General features: G+C 69.4%; 17 protein-coding genes and 1 tRNA gene. 7 read left to right on the top strand and 11 right to left on the bottom strand.

Features of this window, described 5'->3' with window-relative positions; genetic code table 11:
- Nucleotides 1-48 precede the first annotated feature (48 nt).
- The gene (locus A6A08_RS29050) at nt 49-177 is read left to right on the top strand and encodes a hypothetical protein (protein ID WP_274533989.1); all 129 of its coding nucleotides are present in this window, start codon (nt 49-51) and stop codon (nt 175-177) included.
- Between the two features lie 44 nt (nt 178-221).
- Here A6A08_RS29050 and A6A08_RS03170 read toward each other — a convergent pair whose 3' ends face one another.
- The 3 genes from A6A08_RS03170 to A6A08_RS03160 form a co-directional block, all read right to left on the bottom strand.
- A complete protein-coding gene (locus A6A08_RS03170; RefSeq protein WP_073701079.1) occupies nt 222-704 on the bottom strand; it encodes a helix-turn-helix transcriptional regulator in 483 nt (160 codons plus the stop codon).
- Between the two features lie 109 nt (nt 705-813).
- Nucleotides 814-1,116 carry a hypothetical protein gene (locus A6A08_RS03165; RefSeq protein ID WP_242422074.1) on the bottom strand — a complete coding sequence of 101 codons (303 nt, stop codon included), beginning with the start codon at nt 1,114-1,116 and terminating at the stop codon, nt 814-816.
- A gap of 385 nt (nt 1,117-1,501) precedes the next feature.
- Nucleotides 1,502-2,608: a hypothetical protein gene (locus tag A6A08_RS03160; protein WP_242422073.1), complete on the bottom strand. Its 1,107-nt coding sequence runs from the start codon at nt 2,606-2,608 to the stop codon at nt 1,502-1,504.
- A 423-nt stretch (nt 2,609-3,031) separates the two neighbouring features.
- Here A6A08_RS03160 and A6A08_RS03155 point away from each other — a divergent pair, with 423 nt between their 5' ends.
- Both A6A08_RS03155 and A6A08_RS03150 read left to right on the top strand, forming a co-directional pair.
- Nucleotides 3,032-3,298: a helix-turn-helix domain-containing protein gene (locus tag A6A08_RS03155; RefSeq protein WP_199866819.1), complete on the top strand. Its 267-nt coding sequence runs from the start codon at nt 3,032-3,034 to the stop codon at nt 3,296-3,298.
- A 36-nt stretch (nt 3,299-3,334) separates the two neighbouring features.
- Nucleotides 3,335-4,747: a site-specific integrase gene (locus A6A08_RS03150; RefSeq protein ID WP_242422072.1), complete on the top strand. Its 1,413-nt coding sequence runs from the start codon at nt 3,335-3,337 to the stop codon at nt 4,745-4,747.
- Between the two features lie 250 nt (nt 4,748-4,997).
- Here A6A08_RS03150 and A6A08_RS03145 read toward each other — a convergent pair.
- Together A6A08_RS03145 and A6A08_RS03140 are read right to left on the bottom strand one after the other, a co-directional pair.
- Nucleotides 4,998-5,084: transfer RNA gene (locus tag A6A08_RS03145), tRNA-Ser, on the bottom strand.
- A gap of 217 nt (nt 5,085-5,301) precedes the next feature.
- On the bottom strand, nt 5,302-5,829 hold the full coding sequence (locus A6A08_RS03140; protein WP_073700948.1) for a SigE family RNA polymerase sigma factor: 528 nt from the start codon (nt 5,827-5,829) through the stop codon (nt 5,302-5,304).
- A gap of 513 nt (nt 5,830-6,342) precedes the next feature.
- Here A6A08_RS03140 and A6A08_RS03135 point away from each other — a divergent pair.
- Nucleotides 6,343-7,305, top strand: coding sequence for a hypothetical protein (locus A6A08_RS03135; protein WP_378697903.1), 963 nt, complete (start codon nt 6,343-6,345; stop codon nt 7,303-7,305).
- Nucleotides 7,306-7,314: 9 nt separating this feature from the next.
- Nucleotides 7,315-8,328: a MauE/DoxX family redox-associated membrane protein gene (locus A6A08_RS03130; RefSeq protein ID WP_073701076.1), complete on the top strand. Its 1,014-nt coding sequence runs from the start codon at nt 7,315-7,317 to the stop codon at nt 8,326-8,328.
- Nucleotides 8,329-8,496: 168 nt separating this feature from the next.
- Here the strand turns inward: A6A08_RS03130 and A6A08_RS03125 are convergent, their stop codons facing one another.
- Complete coding sequence (locus tag A6A08_RS03125) at nt 8,497-9,150, bottom strand: hypothetical protein (protein WP_073700946.1); 654 nt, start codon at nt 9,148-9,150, stop codon at nt 8,497-8,499.
- Between the two features lie 222 nt (nt 9,151-9,372).
- On the opposite strand from A6A08_RS03125, the gene hisC reads away from it, so the two are divergent.
- Together hisC and A6A08_RS27330 are read left to right on the top strand one after the other, a co-directional pair.
- Nucleotides 9,373-10,455, top strand: coding sequence for a histidinol-phosphate transaminase (gene hisC, locus A6A08_RS03120; RefSeq protein ID WP_073700945.1), 1,083 nt, complete (start codon nt 9,373-9,375; stop codon nt 10,453-10,455).
- A 9-nt stretch (nt 10,456-10,464) separates the two neighbouring features.
- Complete coding sequence (locus tag A6A08_RS27330; RefSeq protein WP_242422071.1) at nt 10,465-11,544, top strand: DNA-binding protein; 1,080 nt, start codon at nt 10,465-10,467, stop codon at nt 11,542-11,544.
- Here A6A08_RS27330 and A6A08_RS03110 read toward each other — a convergent pair.
- The 5 genes from A6A08_RS03110 to purD form a co-directional block, all read right to left on the bottom strand.
- The gene (locus tag A6A08_RS03110; RefSeq protein ID WP_073700944.1) at nt 11,495-12,043 is read right to left on the bottom strand and encodes a hypothetical protein; all 549 of its coding nucleotides are present in this window, start codon (nt 12,041-12,043) and stop codon (nt 11,495-11,497) included. The two genes, A6A08_RS27330 and A6A08_RS03110, sit on opposite strands and share 50 nt — an antisense overlap.
- A 219-nt stretch (nt 12,044-12,262) precedes the next feature.
- On the bottom strand, nt 12,263-13,528 hold the full coding sequence (locus tag A6A08_RS03105; RefSeq protein ID WP_073700943.1) for a transcriptional regulator: 1,266 nt from the start codon (nt 13,526-13,528) through the stop codon (nt 12,263-12,265).
- Between the two features lie 250 nt (nt 13,529-13,778).
- On the bottom strand, nt 13,779-15,074 hold the full coding sequence (gene murA, locus A6A08_RS03100) for a UDP-N-acetylglucosamine 1-carboxyvinyltransferase (RefSeq protein ID WP_073701075.1): 1,296 nt from the start codon (nt 15,072-15,074) through the stop codon (nt 13,779-13,781).
- Between the two features lie 368 nt (nt 15,075-15,442).
- Nucleotides 15,443-16,348 (bottom strand): phosphoribosylaminoimidazolesuccinocarboxamide synthase, encoded by a 906-nt coding sequence (locus A6A08_RS03095; protein WP_073700942.1) that lies wholly within the window; start codon nt 16,346-16,348, stop codon nt 15,443-15,445.
- A gap of 97 nt (nt 16,349-16,445) precedes the next feature.
- Nucleotides 16,446-17,696 (bottom strand): phosphoribosylamine--glycine ligase, encoded by a 1,251-nt coding sequence (gene purD, locus A6A08_RS03090; RefSeq protein WP_073700941.1) that lies wholly within the window; start codon nt 17,694-17,696, stop codon nt 16,446-16,448.
- Nucleotides 17,697-17,728: the final 32 nt, after the last annotated feature.

Here is a 17,728-nt window from a genome sequence, read left to right as displayed (position 1 = left end):
GACGCGGTGCTCTTCCGCGGCGGAAGCGGACTGAGACTGTCGATGCATGTGGCCAAGAACCGCCACGGTGCCACCGGAAGAGCCGAGGCCAAGGCCGAGATGCACTTCTGCCGCTGCGTGGATCTCACCGACGAGGAGAGCGCTGCGGATCCCTGGCAGCAGTCCGTACTGGGCTGACGCGCCTTCCAAACCGACCGGTGGCCACACCGACGCCACCAGCCCTACGGTGTCCGCTCTGCCCCTGCGGACCGGTCCGCCTTGGCCTGCTGGCGGCGCTTTACAGTGCGCTCATGAGCGGCGCGCACTTCATCTTCGGAGACCCCGAAGAACGCGGCCAAGGAGCGGGTCTGGGCCGCGCGGAGCTTGCGCGTGCGCCCGTTCTCCAGGTTGCCGTACGTCTGCACGGTCAGGTCCGGGTCCTTGAGCTGCTCGACGAGCTCACTCTGGGAAAGCCCCAGCACGGCGCGGTACTTCACCAGCCCCACCGCGTCGTCAACGAACTTCGCAGGCGAAACACCGAAAGTCTCGGCCAGCAACCTCAGAGCCTGGGGAGAGGGCGAACTCCCGCCCTCCTTCTCATAGCGGCCGAGGAGAGCGCGGTCGATCCCAGTGCGCCTGCTGACCTCGGTCAGGCTCCACTCCTTACTGGCTCGTGCCTCCCTGAGTACAGAAGGCCTCCACCCCGGTACCCCGCTCTTCGGCATGCTCCCCCAACTCCTGATCGCCCAACCCACTGCGTAGGACTCTAAGCCGAGCACCATCTCTGCGGCGACCAGACCGCTGCGTTGGACGCTGAAAGCCTAGGGGTCGACCTCATCCACGTACGGACAAGGTGCGCAGGGTATAGGAGACCAGGAACAGGGCCGGCAACATGGCCAGTGTCACCGAGCACGTCAGCAGTACCGCGGTTACTGATCCGGTCCGTTCCCACGCGGGAGCCGCCACCTGAACCAGGCTGAACACGAGAGTTCCCCACACCACCAACTGCCAACGCCGGGCAGCAAAGAGGCGCAGAGGCCTGCGATCGACCAGCCACACCGTCAAGAAGACCAGAACAGCGAAGCCGGGAGGGATCAGTGCCCCGGCCAGCCCTTGAGGATGGTCGGCTTGGGCCACGCTCCACCACACGGCCACCAATCCCAAGATTCCAGTGGCTGCCCACATCCATATGGGGAGGGGCGCGGGGTGTGACGCGGGTGATGGGGGCTTGACCGGGGGTGTGGATGACGTGCTCATGGAGCACATCTTGGCGTGCACTCAGACGCTGTGAGCGTTGAATCGGTGAAGAAGAGCAGCCGACACCCTCATTCCATGTCCTCGTGTTGACCGCAGCGGCCGGATCAGCCCTCTCCTCACCCAACGGAGCTTGGTCGTAGAAGGAACGGATCCGGTGGCGTAGCAGGTCGGCCTGGTAGTCCTCACCGATAAGTGGCCGAGCCCCGAACAGCCCGCACCGGCGCCCACGCGAGCAGGACGAGGCCTTTGGCCTCCGCCCCCGGGCTCAGGCGGCCAGGACACCAGGATCCGGAACGGCTCCACCCGCTGCGCTCCGGTCCCTGCGGCGTTGGGCGAACTGCTCTCGGAGCTTGACCAGCTCCAATGCACCCGTAGGACCCAAACCGGCCAGGACACGGCCGCCAGGACGATAGATCTCCTGTGGCGGCTCCTCGGGGGAGACAGCCTCATTCACCTCTGCCATGGAGTACATGGGAAAAGCAGGTGTTTGTGAAGGGGCAGAACCTCCAGTCACACCGGGCGCGGTTTGGTTTTGGAAGGTATCCAGGCTCACGGCGTCCCACGGGGCGTCGCCGAGCAGATCCGCCGCTTCAGCGCTGGGCTGCACTTCGGGGGCGGGTGAGGGCTTGTGGCCCTCGTCGGATGTGTCCGTGGGTTGCTCAGGCTCAGCGGGCATGAAGCGCTCGTTCAACGTGCCGTCCTGCGCGGCGTTCTGCAGGGACTTGACCACGTAAGCGATGGGGTGCCGTACGGATCGATGGCGCATGATCTGGCTGACGCACCGAGCAGCCCATGCGGGAGAAACCACGCGGCCGGTATGCGCGGCCAGCTCCTCGATGACAGCCGCGATCACCGGATCGGTCTCCCCCTGCGCCTGAGCACTGCTCACGGAACGGCGCGTCGCGGAGTCGTCGACTGTTTTCTCGATGATGAGTGATGGATTGATCTTCGCAGCAGAAAACCTGGACGAGACTCCGACACCGCCTTGATCTGCGATAACAGCGCCCAGCGGGAAGGTCGGCAACTCGCTCTGGTCCGGTTCCTGCTCCGCCAACATCGTCAGGAACTCGGCACGACGCTCCCACACCTGCACAGGCACCGTGGCTTGATACGTACTCGGCTGGGCTCCCTGGGATCGGTAGCCACCGCGCTGTACACAGGTGAGCCAACCATCCGCCTGTGCCGACCCCAGATGATCACTGACTGTCGAGCGTGAGCGGGCGGTGACGAGCATGAGCCGACTCAACGCGTGGCGCACAGAGCCTGAGTCCGACATCAACAAGGCGAGCTTGTCGAGAGAGGCCTGCACGGTCCGGGGTAGCCCTGAGGCGCAGGTGATGAGTCGAGTCCACAGGTTCGGGTCGACTGCCACACGATCCATGGTTCTCCTAAGCGCTAGCGAGCAGCAGCGGCCAGCAACGAGCAGCTGCGGTGTCACCTCGCCGATCTCCGAACAGGGGAGGAGAAGGCAACAACAAATAGAGACTATAGAGTACTAGTTGTGCTATGGTCTCGTGCATGTTCTCACCCACCCCGGGCCACCGTGAACCACACCGGTCCAGGTGCGGGCCACCCTGGTTCAGATCTGGACCAACACCGCTCCGCGCGGACCATTCCGGTCCACCGCTGGTTCCATCCCGAGCTCCTTGAGGGCCGCCACGTACCAGCACGCTCCTCGCGGGAACTGTGGGCTCGCACCTCGCCCGCGTCGTCGACTGTCACAAGCTGGCGGCAAAACATCTTGTACTCCTTGACGGCCCACCCCGGACCAGGACGTGACCACAAGGAGATAAAGGTGACCGGCAGGACCCCTGAGGACAACACCAGTGCCGAAGATCTCATCTCGCAAGGAATGTCTCTACGAACACTGGTAAACCAGGGAATCGAACTCCCGGACACTCTGTCCTTCACCGCAGCACGTATCGCGCTCGGCCTTGGGAGAAACAAAGCCTACGAAGCGGCAAGGAACGGAGAATTTCCCTGCCCAGTAATCCGCATCGGGCGCTCCTGGAGAGTTCCAACGGCGCAACTCGCGCGAACCTTGGGTTTGAAAGACATCTGACCTCAGGCATTTACAAAGAAAGCGATCGGTAAGACCATGCGAAGCCAAGACGGCCCCATCAGAAAGCTCTGCTGGTGCAGGGACAAGAAAACCGGCCGACCTTATCCCGTGGGAGCCTGTCCCAAGCTCAAGTCCAAGAAGCACGGAGCCTACTGGTTTCGTCTCCTGGCTCCCTCTGTCGACGGAACCAAGCGCCGTCAGCCTCGCTACGGACCCTACCCCACCCTGCAGGATGCCAGGGCCGCACTCACCAAGGAAACCAAGCGACTGGAAGCCGGGGGAAGCCTGCTCGACAGGAACCTTCTCTACAAAGACTTCCTCGACATGTGGCTGGAAGAAAAAAAGCATCTTAAGACCCTGGGCGACTACAAAGAGATCGTCAGGCTCTACGCCAAACCCGGACTCGGTCACTTGAAACTGAAAGATCTTCGCCCCGCACATTTCAATGAACTGGTGGCAGAAATGCGGAAGATAAACAGGCCGGGCGATGAAAGGGAAAGTGAAATGATGGTTCGCCTTATGGCGGCGAGGGCTAATCGTGAGCGCAAGCCGGGAAAGGAAGTCAGAAAACACTCCACGAGGCCTCTCAGTCTATCCAGAGTGCATAAGGTGATCGCTGTACTCCGCTCCAGCATGACCTATGCTGTGCAGCTCGAAGCCCTCGAAAAAAATCCTGCCGAAAACCTTCCCCTTCCCAAGGCCAGGAAGAGAAAGCCCTTGCTGTGGACCGACGGCCGAGTCGCGAAGTGGCGAGCCACTGGACGAAAGCCCGCCAAGGTCATGGTCTGGACTCCTCAGCAGACCGGGCGGTTCCTGGATCTCATCGAGGGCCACCGCCTCTACCCCCTGCTCCACCTAGTCATGCTCACAGGTCTGCGCAGGTCAGAGGTCGTAGGACTGAGCTGGTTCGAAGTCAACCTCGACGAGGGCTGGATGATGATTCGCGAGGCCATCACCGCCCCCGAACCAGAAGAAGAACTCGATGAGTGGGATGACGCCGAGCTCGACCGCCTCGGAACCAAGAGCGAAGCTGGAGAGCGCTACGTCAGCCTGAGCCAGGACAGCATCGCCGTTCTGAGGGCATGGAAGCGCCTGCAGAACATGGAGCGCCTCCATGCGGGAGAAGCCTGGCACGACACCGGATTGGTCTTCACCAGGCCCAACGGACGGCAACTGCACCCCCAGACGCTCGCGAGGACCTTCCTGGGCCTCATCGAGCACCACGACTTCCCCCCGGTGACTTTTCACGGGCTTCGGCACGGTGCGGCCACAGCACAGCTGGCCGCAGGAACCGCCCCCAAGGTGATCAGCGAGGTCTTGGGCCACTCCCGGACAGCCTTCACCATGGACACCTACGTCCACGTCATGCCCGAAGTGCAAAAAGAAGCGGCCGAAGCCACTGCGGCCATCGTGCCCCGGAACGCGAGGAACCGCAGGAGCGCAGGATGAAAATGAAGGCTCCATCACCGCCGCGAGACGGAAAGTGCTCACTCTCCGTATCCATCACCGGGCGTGCCATGTGTGTGCCGTAGATCACACGGATCTGCTACAAAAATTCGCCCTGGTGAGGGGCTTGAGGCCACATCTGTGGGGTGTCCGAAAGGGGCCTATTGCCAGCTTTGCACCAACTTGACCCCAGGCATGAAGAAACCTGGGGCTTCTCTCACTTCCGTGATGCGAGAAGCCCCAGGTCGGAGCGCGGAGGATATGGGATTTGAACCCATGAGGGGGTTGCCCCCCAACCGCATTAGCAGTGCGGCGCCCTAGGCCTCTAGGCGAATCCTCCCGGCTTTGATCAGCCTACAGACACCACGGACGGTTGCGCAAAACGAATGTCCGCGTGAACGCTCGGACCCACGGGGTCGGCGCCGGGTGCGTGGCCGCACCGCCGACGCGGCCGGGCGGGGCCTGGCGGATCCGCGTCCTCGAAGGACGCGTTCCCAAAGGGTGGGTCACCGCCCGTCCACGCGGTCGGGGTGTGCGCAATCACAGGGACGGCCGCGTCAGCCGAGGGTGCGCTCGATGATGAGGTCGGCGTCCAGGCGCAGTTTCTCCACGGCCCGCGAGAGCGTGCTCTTGACCGTCCCCAGTGTCACCCCCATCCGCCGGGCGATCTGTGCCTCGGTGAGGTCGTCGTAGTAGCGCAGCACCACCGTGGTCCGCTGCCGGTCGGGCAGGCGGTCGATGGCACGCTTCACCACGTCGGCCAGGTCGCTGCGCCAGGTGGGGTCGTCCACGCGCTGCTCGGGGATCTCGTCGGTCGGGTAGACGTCCAGCCGGTTGCGCCGCCACTCGGAGATCTGGGTGTTCACCATGGCCCGGCGCACGTACCCGTCGATGGCCTTCGGGTTGGTGATCCGGTCCCAGGAGAGGAAGGTCTTGACGAGAGCCGCCTGGAGCAGGTCCTCGGCGTCGGCGTGGTTGTTCGTGAGGGACCTGGCCATCCGCAGCAGGGCCGGGCCGCGCTCGGCCACGTACTGGCTGAACTCGTCGTACCTGGGAGTCCGGGTCGTTCCCGTCACGCCGACCACCGACTTTCACGGGCGCTGCGTGGGCTTTCGTCGCGTTCCTCCCTCCTAACTCTCACACAGCAAGCGCAAACATCCAGGCACCTGTGTCCCACGTGCCGACAAACCGCACGACGGGTGCCGCCCGGCCTCCCGCCGTTCGCCGGACGCGGCCGGGGGACCGGCCGACGGGGGAGTGCCGGCAGGGACCCCTCGGAGGCAACCGCGAGGTTATGGGGCGACTTGTATATGTTTGTGTCTCTTTCAAGATCTCTAGGGTCTATGCGTGGCTTTGTGGGCACAGACTGTGGTGAGGCGACCGCACGTCGTGCCAGGCGGGAGGGTCGGTCCGCGCAGGGCCGCGCACTCGCCGGCCCCGGCGTTCGGTACGCCGTGCGGCGCGGTTCCCTGGACATGTCCGCCGGCGCGGACCGGTGCGTACGGCACATGCCGACGTGTCGGCGGTGTGCGGACCGATCGGGACAATGGGAGCGAAAAGACGGGGCCGTGTGACGAGGGGGCTCAGCCGACGTGTCAGTGACGGACGACAGGCGGGACCGCAGGAGGTTCACCTCCGCGGTGCTCGGCCCCCGGAGCGCACCCGAACCCACGCCCCTCGGACACCGCGCCGTACGCGGCGTGGTCGTCGGCGCGAACTCACGCATGCTCTGCCTGGCCGTCCCCGGCGGGGAGGAGCGGTTCCTGTACGACCGCACCACCTCGTTCTGGCGCGGCGGCGAGATCGGGCCGGGGGAGCTGCGGACCGGTGACGACGCCGTGGTGCTCCGGACGCCCGGCGGCCACCCCGTCGCCGAACGCGTGTGGGCCCAGGCCGCCCGGGCCACGGGCGTCATCGTCGACCGCGACGCCGACACCCTGGAGATCGACCCCGGCCACGGCCGTCCCCGCCTGACCGTCGTCCTCCCCTACCGCAGTTCGGGCCGGATCTCCGTCCGCCACCCGCGCCTGGAACCCGGCTACGTCTTCGACGCGGTCGGCGTCTGGTGGGAGGGCGCCGTGTGGGCGGCGCGCCCCGCCACCACACAGCCGCCCCATCCGCTCGCCGCCACACCGCACAGGCCGCCCGCACACCGGTACGCCTCCACGCTGCGGGGTACCGCCACCTGGTACGACCCGGCCTGGGGGCACTCCTCCCACCTGGATCCGCGCGCCGGCGTCGAGGGGGTCGCCTACCCGGCACTGGACCCCGTCGGCCACGGCGCCGCGTGCGACCGGCGCACCCCCTGCGTCGCGCTGCCGCTGCTGTCCGTCGGCGCCACGCTGAGCCTGCGCAACGACTGCACCCGGGACGCGGCCGTGCTCCCGGTCCTGGACTGCGCCGCCGCCGACAGCTGGCTGTGCGACCTGTGCCCCGCCTGCGGCGGCCGGGGCGCCGGGCGGATCGCCTCCCTCACGATGACCGGATTCGTCGCCCTGGGCGGGCGGCTGGAGGACGGTTGCTTCGACGCGACCGTCACCGTCCACGACGGGGAGGGATGACCCATGCCCATGCTGCCGGAGATCGTCGAGGCGGCCCGCGAGGTCCAGCTACCGCTCCTGGCGGTGCTGCTCCTGCTCGGGGCCGTGGCCAAGACCGCCAGGGGGGCGGCCGACACGGGCCTGGCCGTCCTGGTGCCCGAACGCCTGCGCCGCCCGTCCACGGTCGGCACGGGCCTGGTGGAGGCCGCGCTGGCGGTCGGCCTGCTGGCCCTGGGCGGACTCCTCGGTGAGGTGGTCCGGATGCTCACCGCGGTCGTGTTCGCCGTCTCGGTGGTGGTCCTGGTTCTGGTGCGCAGACGCGACCCGGAGGCGGGCTGCGGCTGTTTCGGCGGGCTGAGCCGGACGCCGGTCGGCTGGCGCGCGCTGACCCGGGCAGGACTGCTGTCGGCCGCCGCCCTGGCCACGCTCGGACTGGAACCCGCCGGATGGCAGGCGGCCGCCTCGGCCGGGCCGCTGCACGCCGGGGTGCTGGGCGCGGAGCTCCTGCTCCTGGTGCTGCTCAGCCCCGAGCTGCGCGACGTGGCCGCGCGCCCCTTCCACCGGGAGCCGTGCGAGCTGCGCGAGGTCTCGCTGCGCCGCACCACGCGGGTGCTGCGCCGCAGCGAGGTGTGGCGTATCAACGCGTCGGTGATGACCGGGACCGAACCCGAGGACGTGTGGCGCCAGGGCTGCTGGCGGCTCCTGCGCTACGACGGGATGCGCCACGGACGACGCGTGGACGTGGTGTACGCGGTCCGGCTCGGCGGCAGGCGCGACGCGGCCGTGCGCGCCGTCCTGGTCGACCGCGGCAGCGGAGCGGTGGTCGCGTCCTTCGGGGCGGTCACCCGGACCACGCTGCCCGGGGCGCCGCACAAGCTGCCCCACCCGCGCCGGGCGGCCAGGCAGGACGCGGGCCGGTACGACGCGGACAGGGCGGCCCGGACCCTGCGGGCCGCGAGGGCGCATCCCGCCGGGGGCAGTCCCGAGCCGCGCGACCTGGACGGGCGCGGTCCGGACGGGCGCGAGCCCACGCCGGCCGGATGAGCAGCCGACCGGCTCTGTCGGTCCGGCACCCGGGCCCGGGTACCGGACCGGCCCTGTGCAGCGCGATCTCGTACCTATGGCGGGTCTCGGCGCCCAGATGCGCTACAGGTACAAGATCAACGGGTGTGGAACCCCTGCTCCGCACCCGCGGCGTTCGCGGCCACCGCGTCAGCCGAGCCTCTGCCGCTGCCTCTCGACGGCGGCCTCGCTGAACTCCACGAGCATCTGCTCGTAGTCCTCCAGCGCACCGGTTCCGAGGATGGACGTGGTGCCGACGAGGCCGCCGTTGCGGTACATGAGGCTGAACATGCGGCTCTCCTCCCCGCCGGAGTCCACCTCGATGGCGAAGGCCCGCGACTCGTCACCGACCCGCGGCACGTCCTCCAGGTCGCGCACCCCGTAGTGGGAGGAGGTCCCGTCCTCGTAGGTGGCGGTGTACTCGGCGCAGCTCCTCGGCGGTTTCGTGGACAGCGCCTCCTCGGCCGTACCCTCGTCCACCCACACCATCATGTGCGTCACCGAACCCCGGTCCCACTCGTAGGCGGCCACCGACGCGGGCGCGTCGCGCACGCCCTCCAGGCTCCCCCACTGGTTGGAGGCGTCCAGGCACTCGGGCTTGTCGAGCTCGGTGGAGGCCCGCACCTCCTCGCTGTACTTCACTGTGACAAGCTCGGAGTAGGTACCGCTCTCGCTCCCCTCGGACATGAGCGTGGCGTCGCGGACGTGCAGGGGCTGGGCCTCGTGCAGTGCGGCGGCGTCGGCGCCGGGGGCCTCGGCCTGGTCGCTCCCGTCGCCACCGCACGCGCTCAACAGGGCTGCCATGGGTAGGGCCACAGGAAGAACCAGTGACCGGACCCATCCCCGAGACCCTCCCGGCCGGAAGCCCTGACCGGTGGTGATTCGGGTCGAGCCGGCGGAACAGGGACGCAAGCGCATGGTGATATCTCCTCGTTTGTGCGATATTTCCGCTGGGAGCGGTGGCCAACCCGGACGCAATATTGCTGAGCGTGTCGCTGGGTTAGCACAAAGTATTGAGGAAGGACAATGGTGTCGGAGTCGAAATCGCCATATCTGCGGTCGGTGCTGGAGAGCATCCCGCCCTACAAGCCGGGCCTGAAGGTCGTTGGGCCCGATGGGCGTTCGATCAAGCTGTCCTCCAACGAGAGCCCCTACGGGCCGCTCCCGTCGGTGCGCGAGGCCGTCGCCCGGGCCGCGGCCGAGCTGAACCGCTATCCCGACCCGGGCGCGGACGAGCTCACCTCCGCGCTCGCCAGGCGCCTGGACGTCCCCGAGGAGCACATCGCCCTCGGCGCCGGCTCGGTGGGCCTGCTCCAGCAGCTGCTCGAAGCGGTCGGTGAGCCCGGAGCCGAGGTCGTCTACGCCTGGCGCTCCTTCGAGGCCTACCCCCTGCTCGTCGAGCTGACGGGGGCCACCTCCGTGCGGGTGCCGCTCAGGGACGAGAGGCACGACCTCGACGCGATCGCGGACGCGGTCACCGAGGACACCCGCATGGTGCTCGTGTGCAACCCGAACAACCCGACCGGTACCGCGGTGCGCGAGGAGGAGCTGGTCGCGTTCCTGGACCGGATCCCGGAGAGCGTCCTGGTGGTCCTGGACGAGGCGTACCGCGAGTACGTGCGCGACCCGCAGGTGCCCGACGGCATCTCCCTGTACCGTGACCGGCCCAACGTCGCCGTGCTGCGCACCTTCTCCAAGGCCTACGGGCTCGCCGCCGTGCGCCTGGGCTTCCTCGTGGGACACCCCCAGGTGGCCGGGGCCGTCCGCAAGACCCTCGTGCCGTTCGCGGTCAACCACCTCGCCCAGGCGGCCGGCATCGCCTCCATCGAGGCCGAGGACGAGCTGTTGGAGCGGGTGGCGGCCACGGTCAAGGAGCGCGAACGCGTCCGTGACGCGCTCATCGCCTCCGGGTGGACGGTCCCGCCGACCGAGGCCAACTTCGTGTGGCTGCGGGTGGGCGAGGACACGAACGACTTCGCCGCCGAGTGCGCGAAGGTGGGTGTCTCGGTGCGCCCGTTCGCCGGTGAGGGCGCCCGGGTGAGCCTGGGGACCCCCGAGGAGAACGACGTGTTCCTGTCCGTCGCCACCTCCTACGGCAAGCGCCGCTAGGAGACTCCGGTGACCGGTGCCTCCCCGTACGGCCCGGACGGCTCGGGCCGTACGGGGGACCCCGTGCCTGCTGAGGCGGCCGCCCACAGCGTGCGGGCCGCCAGCGCGTGCGTCGTCGCCCTGGACACCCGCTGCGGTGCCCGCGGGGTCGTGGACACCGCCGTGCGCAACGCCGCCCGCGCCGGTCGGGCCGTCCTCACACGCTTTCCGGAGTCGTCGGACGTGCTCGCCGCGGCCGCCGAGGCCCACCAGGTCGCCGGGTGGGTGGCCTTCGACGCCGAGCGCCAGGACCTCTCCCGAAGGATGACCCTGGCGGCGCTGCGCTCGGCGGGCCGGGCGGGCGACCGCTCCATGGAGTACTTCGCTCTCGGCCAGTGGGCCATGCAGGACGTCCACCTGTGGCGGCCGACCGAGGCGCGGCGGGTGTGCGAGGCCGCGCTCTCGGGGGGACCGACGGGAAGCGTACGCACCCTGTTCACTCTGAGGCTGGCACGGGCCGCCGCCCAGGAGGGCGAGCGGGCCCGGGCCCGCAGGTTGATCGGAGAGACCCGCAGCCGCCACCTGGAGGGTCCGCGCCGGGGCGACCCGGACTGGACGTGGTGGCTGACCGAGGCGGAGATCTCCTGGCACCGGGGCATGACCGGCGCCGACGCCGGAGAGTGGGGGCGGGCCGCCGAGTGCTTCGCGGAGACGGTGGAGCTGCTCCTGGAACAGGAGCGGACCGCGACGCCTGGACGGGTCGGGGGAAGCGGCCGGTTCCGCTTCCACGCCGTGGTGAGCCTGCTGTGGTCCCTGGCCGCCGCCCGGTCGTGGGCGGAGGCGGAGGCCGTCCTGGTGCGCGAGGTGCTGCCCCTCCGGGCGACCGTGGCGTCGGTGCGCTGCGAGCGGCTGCTCGCCGAGGCCGTCCGGCTGCTCGACGGGGCGCGGAGGCGCCCGTCGCTGCGGGACACCGCCCGGTGGTTCTCGAAAGGGGAGCGGGCGGACGGGGTCGACGGGTCGTCCACAGGCTGTGGACGGGCGGGCGGTGACGTCCCCGAGCTCACCACCCGGTGGCGGCCGCGACCTTCTCCGCGACCTCCTCGACGGTGAGGCCGTCCGTGGCCACGCGCACGGTTCCCGCGGGCGCCTCCGCGTCCAGGCGGACGGCCGCGCGCAGGCTGCGCTCGATGTGGGGAAGCAACTGCGAGCCGGTCTCGCGTACGGCCAACCGCGCTCGTACGGTGGCCTCGCCCGCGGTGAGCAGCACGCGGGTGGCCCCGACGTCCCCGCCGCCCATGGCGCGGCGGAGCATGTCCTCCTCCAGGATGCTGACGGTGTTCGTGTAGATCAGACGGTGGTGTCCGAGCTGCGCGTAGTTCGCCCAGACCGCGCTGACGTTGCGCTCGGTGATCGCCGACCGGTGGGGGTCCCCCGGCGGGGCCGGGTGGACCTGGTCCATGTGGTCGCCCTCCAGCAAGCAGTGCGCGACCCCGCGCCGCCTGAGCATCTCGGAGACCTCCCACCCGACCGTGGTCTTGCCGGTCCCCGATCCCCCGCCGATGAGGAGCAGGTGCTTTCCGTGTGCCGCCGTGCCCGTGCCGTCGCCCATGCGGGCAAGCCTGACAGGCGCGGGGTTTCGGGTCACCTGGTTATCCACAGCCTGTGGACGGTTTCCGTCCGCCGGGCTCCGGTCCCGCCCCGGCGCCCCGGCGCCCCGCGGACCACACGAGGCTCCACGGCACACATGGGAACGGGGACGCCCCTTCGGGAGCGTCCCCGTCCGCCGCGTCCACGCGGCTCACACAGGTCCACGGCCTACCGTCCGCGGCTACTTGCCCGCGGCGTCCTTGTCCAGCTTCTCCACGATCAGCCGGTACAGCTGGCGGGGACGGCCCGGCTGGAGGGTCCGGTTGGGCGGCAGCGGCCACGCCAGCCCCTCCTCCACCAGGGTCCGCAGCAGCCGACGCGCGGTCCGGGAGGTGACACCGAGCATCCGCCCGGCGTTCTCCGCGTCGACGACCAACGGCCCGTCCTCCTCGGCGATCTTCTCCGAGAGCCGGACCAGCGTCTCGCGGCCCTTGGTCCGCAGCGGTTCGGAGGTCTGCCGTGCGGGCGCACGCTGGGCGGGCACCAGGGAACGGCCCTCACGGTCCACCGCGAAGCTCTGACGCGACGCCTGAGCGCGGTTCAGGGCCGCCCTGGCGTGCGCCTCGGCGTCCTGTGTGGTCCTCCCCATGCCGATCCCGACCTCGATCGCGATCCCGAGCTCCGCCTTGATCCGCTCCACGAACGGCGGCTGCCGGAAGCCCTCGGTCGCGGTCACGAGCGAACCCCGGGTCGCCGTCACCATGAACGAGTGGTCGTCCAGACGGTGTGCCGTGGCGTTGATCCGGTGCGCCTCCTGGAGCAGCAGCCGGTGCAGCGAGAGCCGTAGCTCGTCACGCCAGTACCGGGGGGTCGAACGCCGCGTCGAGTCGCGCAGGGTGGGCACGTCCACCACCACCACACCCAGCTGGGCCTCCTCCAGCCGGTGGTGCGCCCCCAGCAGACCCGCGGTCTGCAGGGCGCTGCGCACACCCGCGTTGGTCGGCCGCAGCCGGACCACCGGCACCCCGATGGCCTCCAGGCGCTCGGCGACCCCGCGCACGCAGGTGATCGCCATCCTGGTGGCCTTGCGACGCCACAGGCCCTCGTGGAAGGACGTCAGCTGCGCGGTGTTGGTGAGCTCCTCGTGCACGTGGATACCGTCCACGGGCAGGTCGACCTCGGAGTAGGCCTCGACCACGTCGGCGCGGCTGAGGACGTCCAGACTGGCTCTGGTCGGGTCGTAGCGATCGTCCAGGGTCGCTCGGAGCAGGGCCTCGTGCAGGCTCGCCCCGCCGAGGGGCACGAAGGTGGCGGGCATGGTCAGCACCCCGGCCTTGCGTGCGAACTCGTAGGGGACAGGGCTGGCGAACAGATAGGCGTCGATCGCCGAACCCAGCCTGACGACCTTGTCCGTCGCCTCTTGCTCATCTCGGTACGCGGCGGCGATGAGTCTGGCGTTGAGGGGTCCTGTGGACCCCGGACCCATGAGCATGACCCGTTCGACCACCTCATGGGGCCCTATGACGCCGATCGTCAAATCGCCAGTACGCTGGGCACTCACCTCGGGTTGCTCCCCGCTACCATTCCACGCTCTTCACTATGTGCGCCCACTGGTTTCCCGACCCGATCTCTGTCACGGCATGATTGCCGAGATCGTACCCATTGTGCGGGGCCAAAGAAGATCGTTTTCCATATCAACGCCGAAAGCCCGGGTGGGAGACGGGCCCCCACCCCGGCTTGAACTGCGCTTCGGCTCCCTACGAGACGGTGACGCGCTCCACGTCACCGCCTAGCGCGGCGAGCCGAGTCGCGAACTGAGCGTGACCGCGGTCCACCAGATAACCAGGCGCCACGATTGTCTCACCTTCGGCGACCAGTCCGGCGAGGACCAGGGCCGCGCCGGTGCGCAGGTCGTGGGCGATGACCTCGGCGCCGCGCAGGTTGGTGGTGCCGTGCACGATCGCACGGGTGCCCTCCACCTCGATCTTGGCGCCCATCTTGTTGAGCTCGTCGGCCAGGGCGAACCGGCCGTCGTAGATGGCCTCGTGGATGTAGCTCTCACCCTCGGCCAGGGTGGCCAGGGCCATCAGCGGGGACTGCAGGTCGGTGGCGAAGCCCGGGAAGGGCGAGGTGACGGCGTTGATGGGACGCAGCGGCACCGAGGGGTCGCGCTGGACGTGCAGGACCGCGCCCTCCTGGGAGAAGCCCACGCCCATCTGCTCGAGTTTCCAGCGGGCCACGCCCAGGTGCTCCAGCTGGGCGCCCACGAGGCTCACCTCGCCGCCGGTGGCGGCGACGGTCATCGCGAACACGCCGGCGTCGATGCGGTCGGCCATGATGGTGTGCTCGACGGCCGTGAGCTGCTCGACACCCTCGACGGTGATGAAGCCCGTGCCGCCGCCGCTGATCTTGGCGCCCATGGCGCTCAGGAACTCGATGACGTCGAGGACCTCGGGCTCCAGGGCCGCGTGCTCGATCACGGTGGTGCCGGGGGCCAGGACCGCGGCCATGATCAGGTTCTCGGTGCCCGTGTGGGACGGGGTGTCCAGGTAGAGGCGGCCGCCGCGGAGGTTGCTGGCCTCGACGTTGATGTGGTTGCGCTCGGTGTCCTCGGTGACCTCCGCGCCCAGGCGCGCGAAGCCCCGGTAGTGGAAGTCGAGGTTGCGGCTGCCCAGATTGCAGCCGCCGACGCCCTCGATACGGGCGCGGCCGGTGCGGTGCATCAGCGCGGGGACGAAGAGTACGGAACCGCGGAAGCGGGCCGCGATGTCGGCGGGCAGGACGGCGCGCTCGGGGTCGTTGAGCCTGGAGGCGTCGATGACGACCGTCCGCTCGGCCTCGTGGAACTCGACCTTGGCGCCCACGTGTTCGGCGAGCTCAAGAGCTCGGTAGACGTCCTCGATGACCGGAACGTTCCGCAGCACCGTACGGCCCCTGGCCGCGAGTAGGGCGGCCCCGATCATCGGCAGGACGGCGTTCTTCGCGCCTTGGATGAACGCCGTTCCACTGAGGGGGCGTCCGCCGCGGACGCGGTAACGAACCTCCTGGCCCATGCTCATGTGCTCCTTTGTGAGGCAGATGTGAAAAAAGGTCACCCTCGTCGGGCTTCGCCTGTATTGGACGCGGGTTTCCCCTGGAACGTTGCGACCATCGTGCGTGTGACCTGCGCGGCCAGTGAACCGGTGTTCGCGACGACTCTATAGCAACCGCCTGTGTGTACCGGTCCGGAACGTGGTATACCCGCGAATCGCGGATAGAGTCCCGTCAAACGGCCACAGGGGTATTCGCCCGGCGGGAAGGACCAGGGCCGTCGCGCGCGTGGCTGTACGCCTGACCGGCGTTGCGCACAACGTCAACCACCATACGCGCTCCCGGACACGAAACGATGACCTCGTGCGCCGAATCACCCCGGCGCGGTGTTTCACAGGGCGGGCCTGTCCCCGGTCAGGCGCTCGTAGATCTCCACGTACCGGTCGAGGGTGCGCTGCACCACGCGCCCGGGCAGCTCCGGCGGCGGGGTCTGCGACGCGCGGTCCCAGCCGGACTCGGGCGAACGCAGCCAGTCCCGCAGCACCTGCTTGTCGAAGGAGGGCTGCGGCCGCCCCGGAGCCCACTCGTCCGCGGGCCAGTAGCGGGAGGAGTCCGGGGTGAACACCTCGTCGGCCAGCACCAGGTTCCCGTCCGCGTCGCGCCCGTACTCGAACTTGGTGTCGGCGAGGATGATGCCGCGCTCCAGGGCGATCTCCCGGCCGCGCCCGTACACCCGCAGGGTGAGGTCGCGCAGCCCGGCGGCCAGCTCCTCGCCGTGCGCGGCGGCGACGGTCCCGAAGGAGACGTTCTCGTCGTGGTCGCCCACCTCGGCCTTGGTCGCCGGGGTGAAGATCGGCTCGGGCAGCTCGGAGCCGTCGGTCAGCCCGTCCGGGAGCCCGATCCCGCACACGGTGCCGTCCACCCGGTACTCCTCCAGGCCGGAGCCCGTGAGGTAGCCGCGGGCCACGCACTCCACCGGCACCATGTCCAGCCTGCGGCACACCAGCGTCCTTCCCGCCCAGTCGGCGGGTGCGCCCTCGGGCAGGGCGTCGGACACGACGTGGTTGGGCACCAGGTCGCCCAGACGGTCGAACCACCACAGGGACAGCTGGGTGAGCAGCCGCCCCTTGCCCGGGATCTCGGTGGGCAGCACCCAGTCGTAGGCCGACACCCGGTCGCTGGCGACCATCACCAGCGCGCCGTCGGCCGTGGCGTACAGATCGCGCACCTTGCCGGTGTGCAGATGGGTGAGGCCCTCGACCCGGACGGGTTCGGGCCTGACGACGAAACCGCTCACGGTCCTGCCTTTCTGGGAGTTCGATCCTGACCGCCCGCGGGGTCGGAGAGGGACCCCGGGCAGGTCCGCGCGCAGGTGTGTCCGCCCGCTACAGCCGCTACAGCTCGGCGGCGGCCCGCTCGGCGATGTCGGTCCGGTGGAACGAGCCGCGCAGCTCGATCCGGGACGCCGCCTCGTAGGCGCGCGTGCGGGCCTGGCGCAGGTCGGCACCGGTGCCGACCACGTTGAGCACCCGGCCGCCGTTGGACCTGACGCCGCTCGTGCCCTCCCATGCGGTGCCCGCGTGCAGCACGTACGCGCCGTCCAGCGCGTTCGCCGCCTCCAGCCCGCCGATGAGGTCGCCCTTGACCGGGTCGCCCGGGTAGTTCTCGGCGGCGATCACCACGGTGACCGCGGCGCCCTGCTTCCACTGCAGGGAGCCGATGCTCTTCAGGCCGCCGGTGTCGGTGGCCTGGAGGACCGCGCCGATCGGGGACGCCAGCCGGTCCAGGACCACCTGGGTCTCCGGGTCGCCGAACCGGGCGTTGAACTCCACCACGCGCGGACCGCGGGACGTGAGCGCCAGGCCCACGTACAGCAGACCCTGGTAGCGCTTGCCGCGCCGGTTCATCTCCACCAGGGTCGGCCGCACGACCGACCCCATGATCTCGTCCACCAGGCCCGCGGGAGCCCACGGCAGCGGCGCGTAGGCGCCCATACCGCCCGTGTTGGGGCCCTGGTCGCCGTCGTAGGCGCGCTTGAAGTCCTGCGCGGGCAGCAGCGGCAGCGCGTGCAGGCCGTCGCTCAGTACGAAGAGGGACACCTCGGGGCCGTCGAGGAACTCCTCGATGACCACGCGGCCGCACTCGCGGGCGTGCCGCTCGGCGAGTGCGCGGTCCTCGGTCACCACGACGCCCTTGCCCGCGGCCAGGCCGTCGTTCTTGACCACGTACGGGGTGCCGAACTCGTCCAGGGCCTCGGACACCTGGCCGGCCGTCCTGCACACCCGCGCCCTGGCGGTGGGCACCCCGGCGGCCTCCATGACCTCCTTGGCGAAGGCCTTGGAGCCCTCCAGGCGTGCGGCCTCCTGGTCGGGGCCGAACACCGGGATGCCCCGGTCGCGCAGGGCGTCCGCCACACCGGCGACCAGCGGCGCCTCCGGACCGATCACGACCAGCTCGGCGCGGATGCGCGCGGCCAGCTCGGTCACGGCCAGGCCGTCGGTCACGTTGATGACGTGGTTCTCGGCCAGCTCCGAGATTCCGGGGTTGCCGGGGGCGCTGTGGATACTGGTGACACCCGGGTCCAGGGACAGCGCGCGGACGAGGGCGTGCTCGCGGCCTCCGCCGCCGAGAACGAGGGCTTTCACTACAGGGGGCCTCTTCGTGTTGAAGGCGGACA

Source organism: Nocardiopsis sp. TSRI0078 (assembly GCF_001905145.1).
Classification (GTDB): domain Bacteria; phylum Actinomycetota; class Actinomycetes; order Streptosporangiales; family Streptosporangiaceae; genus Nocardiopsis.
This window is presented reverse-complemented; position numbering and strand designations above follow the sequence as displayed.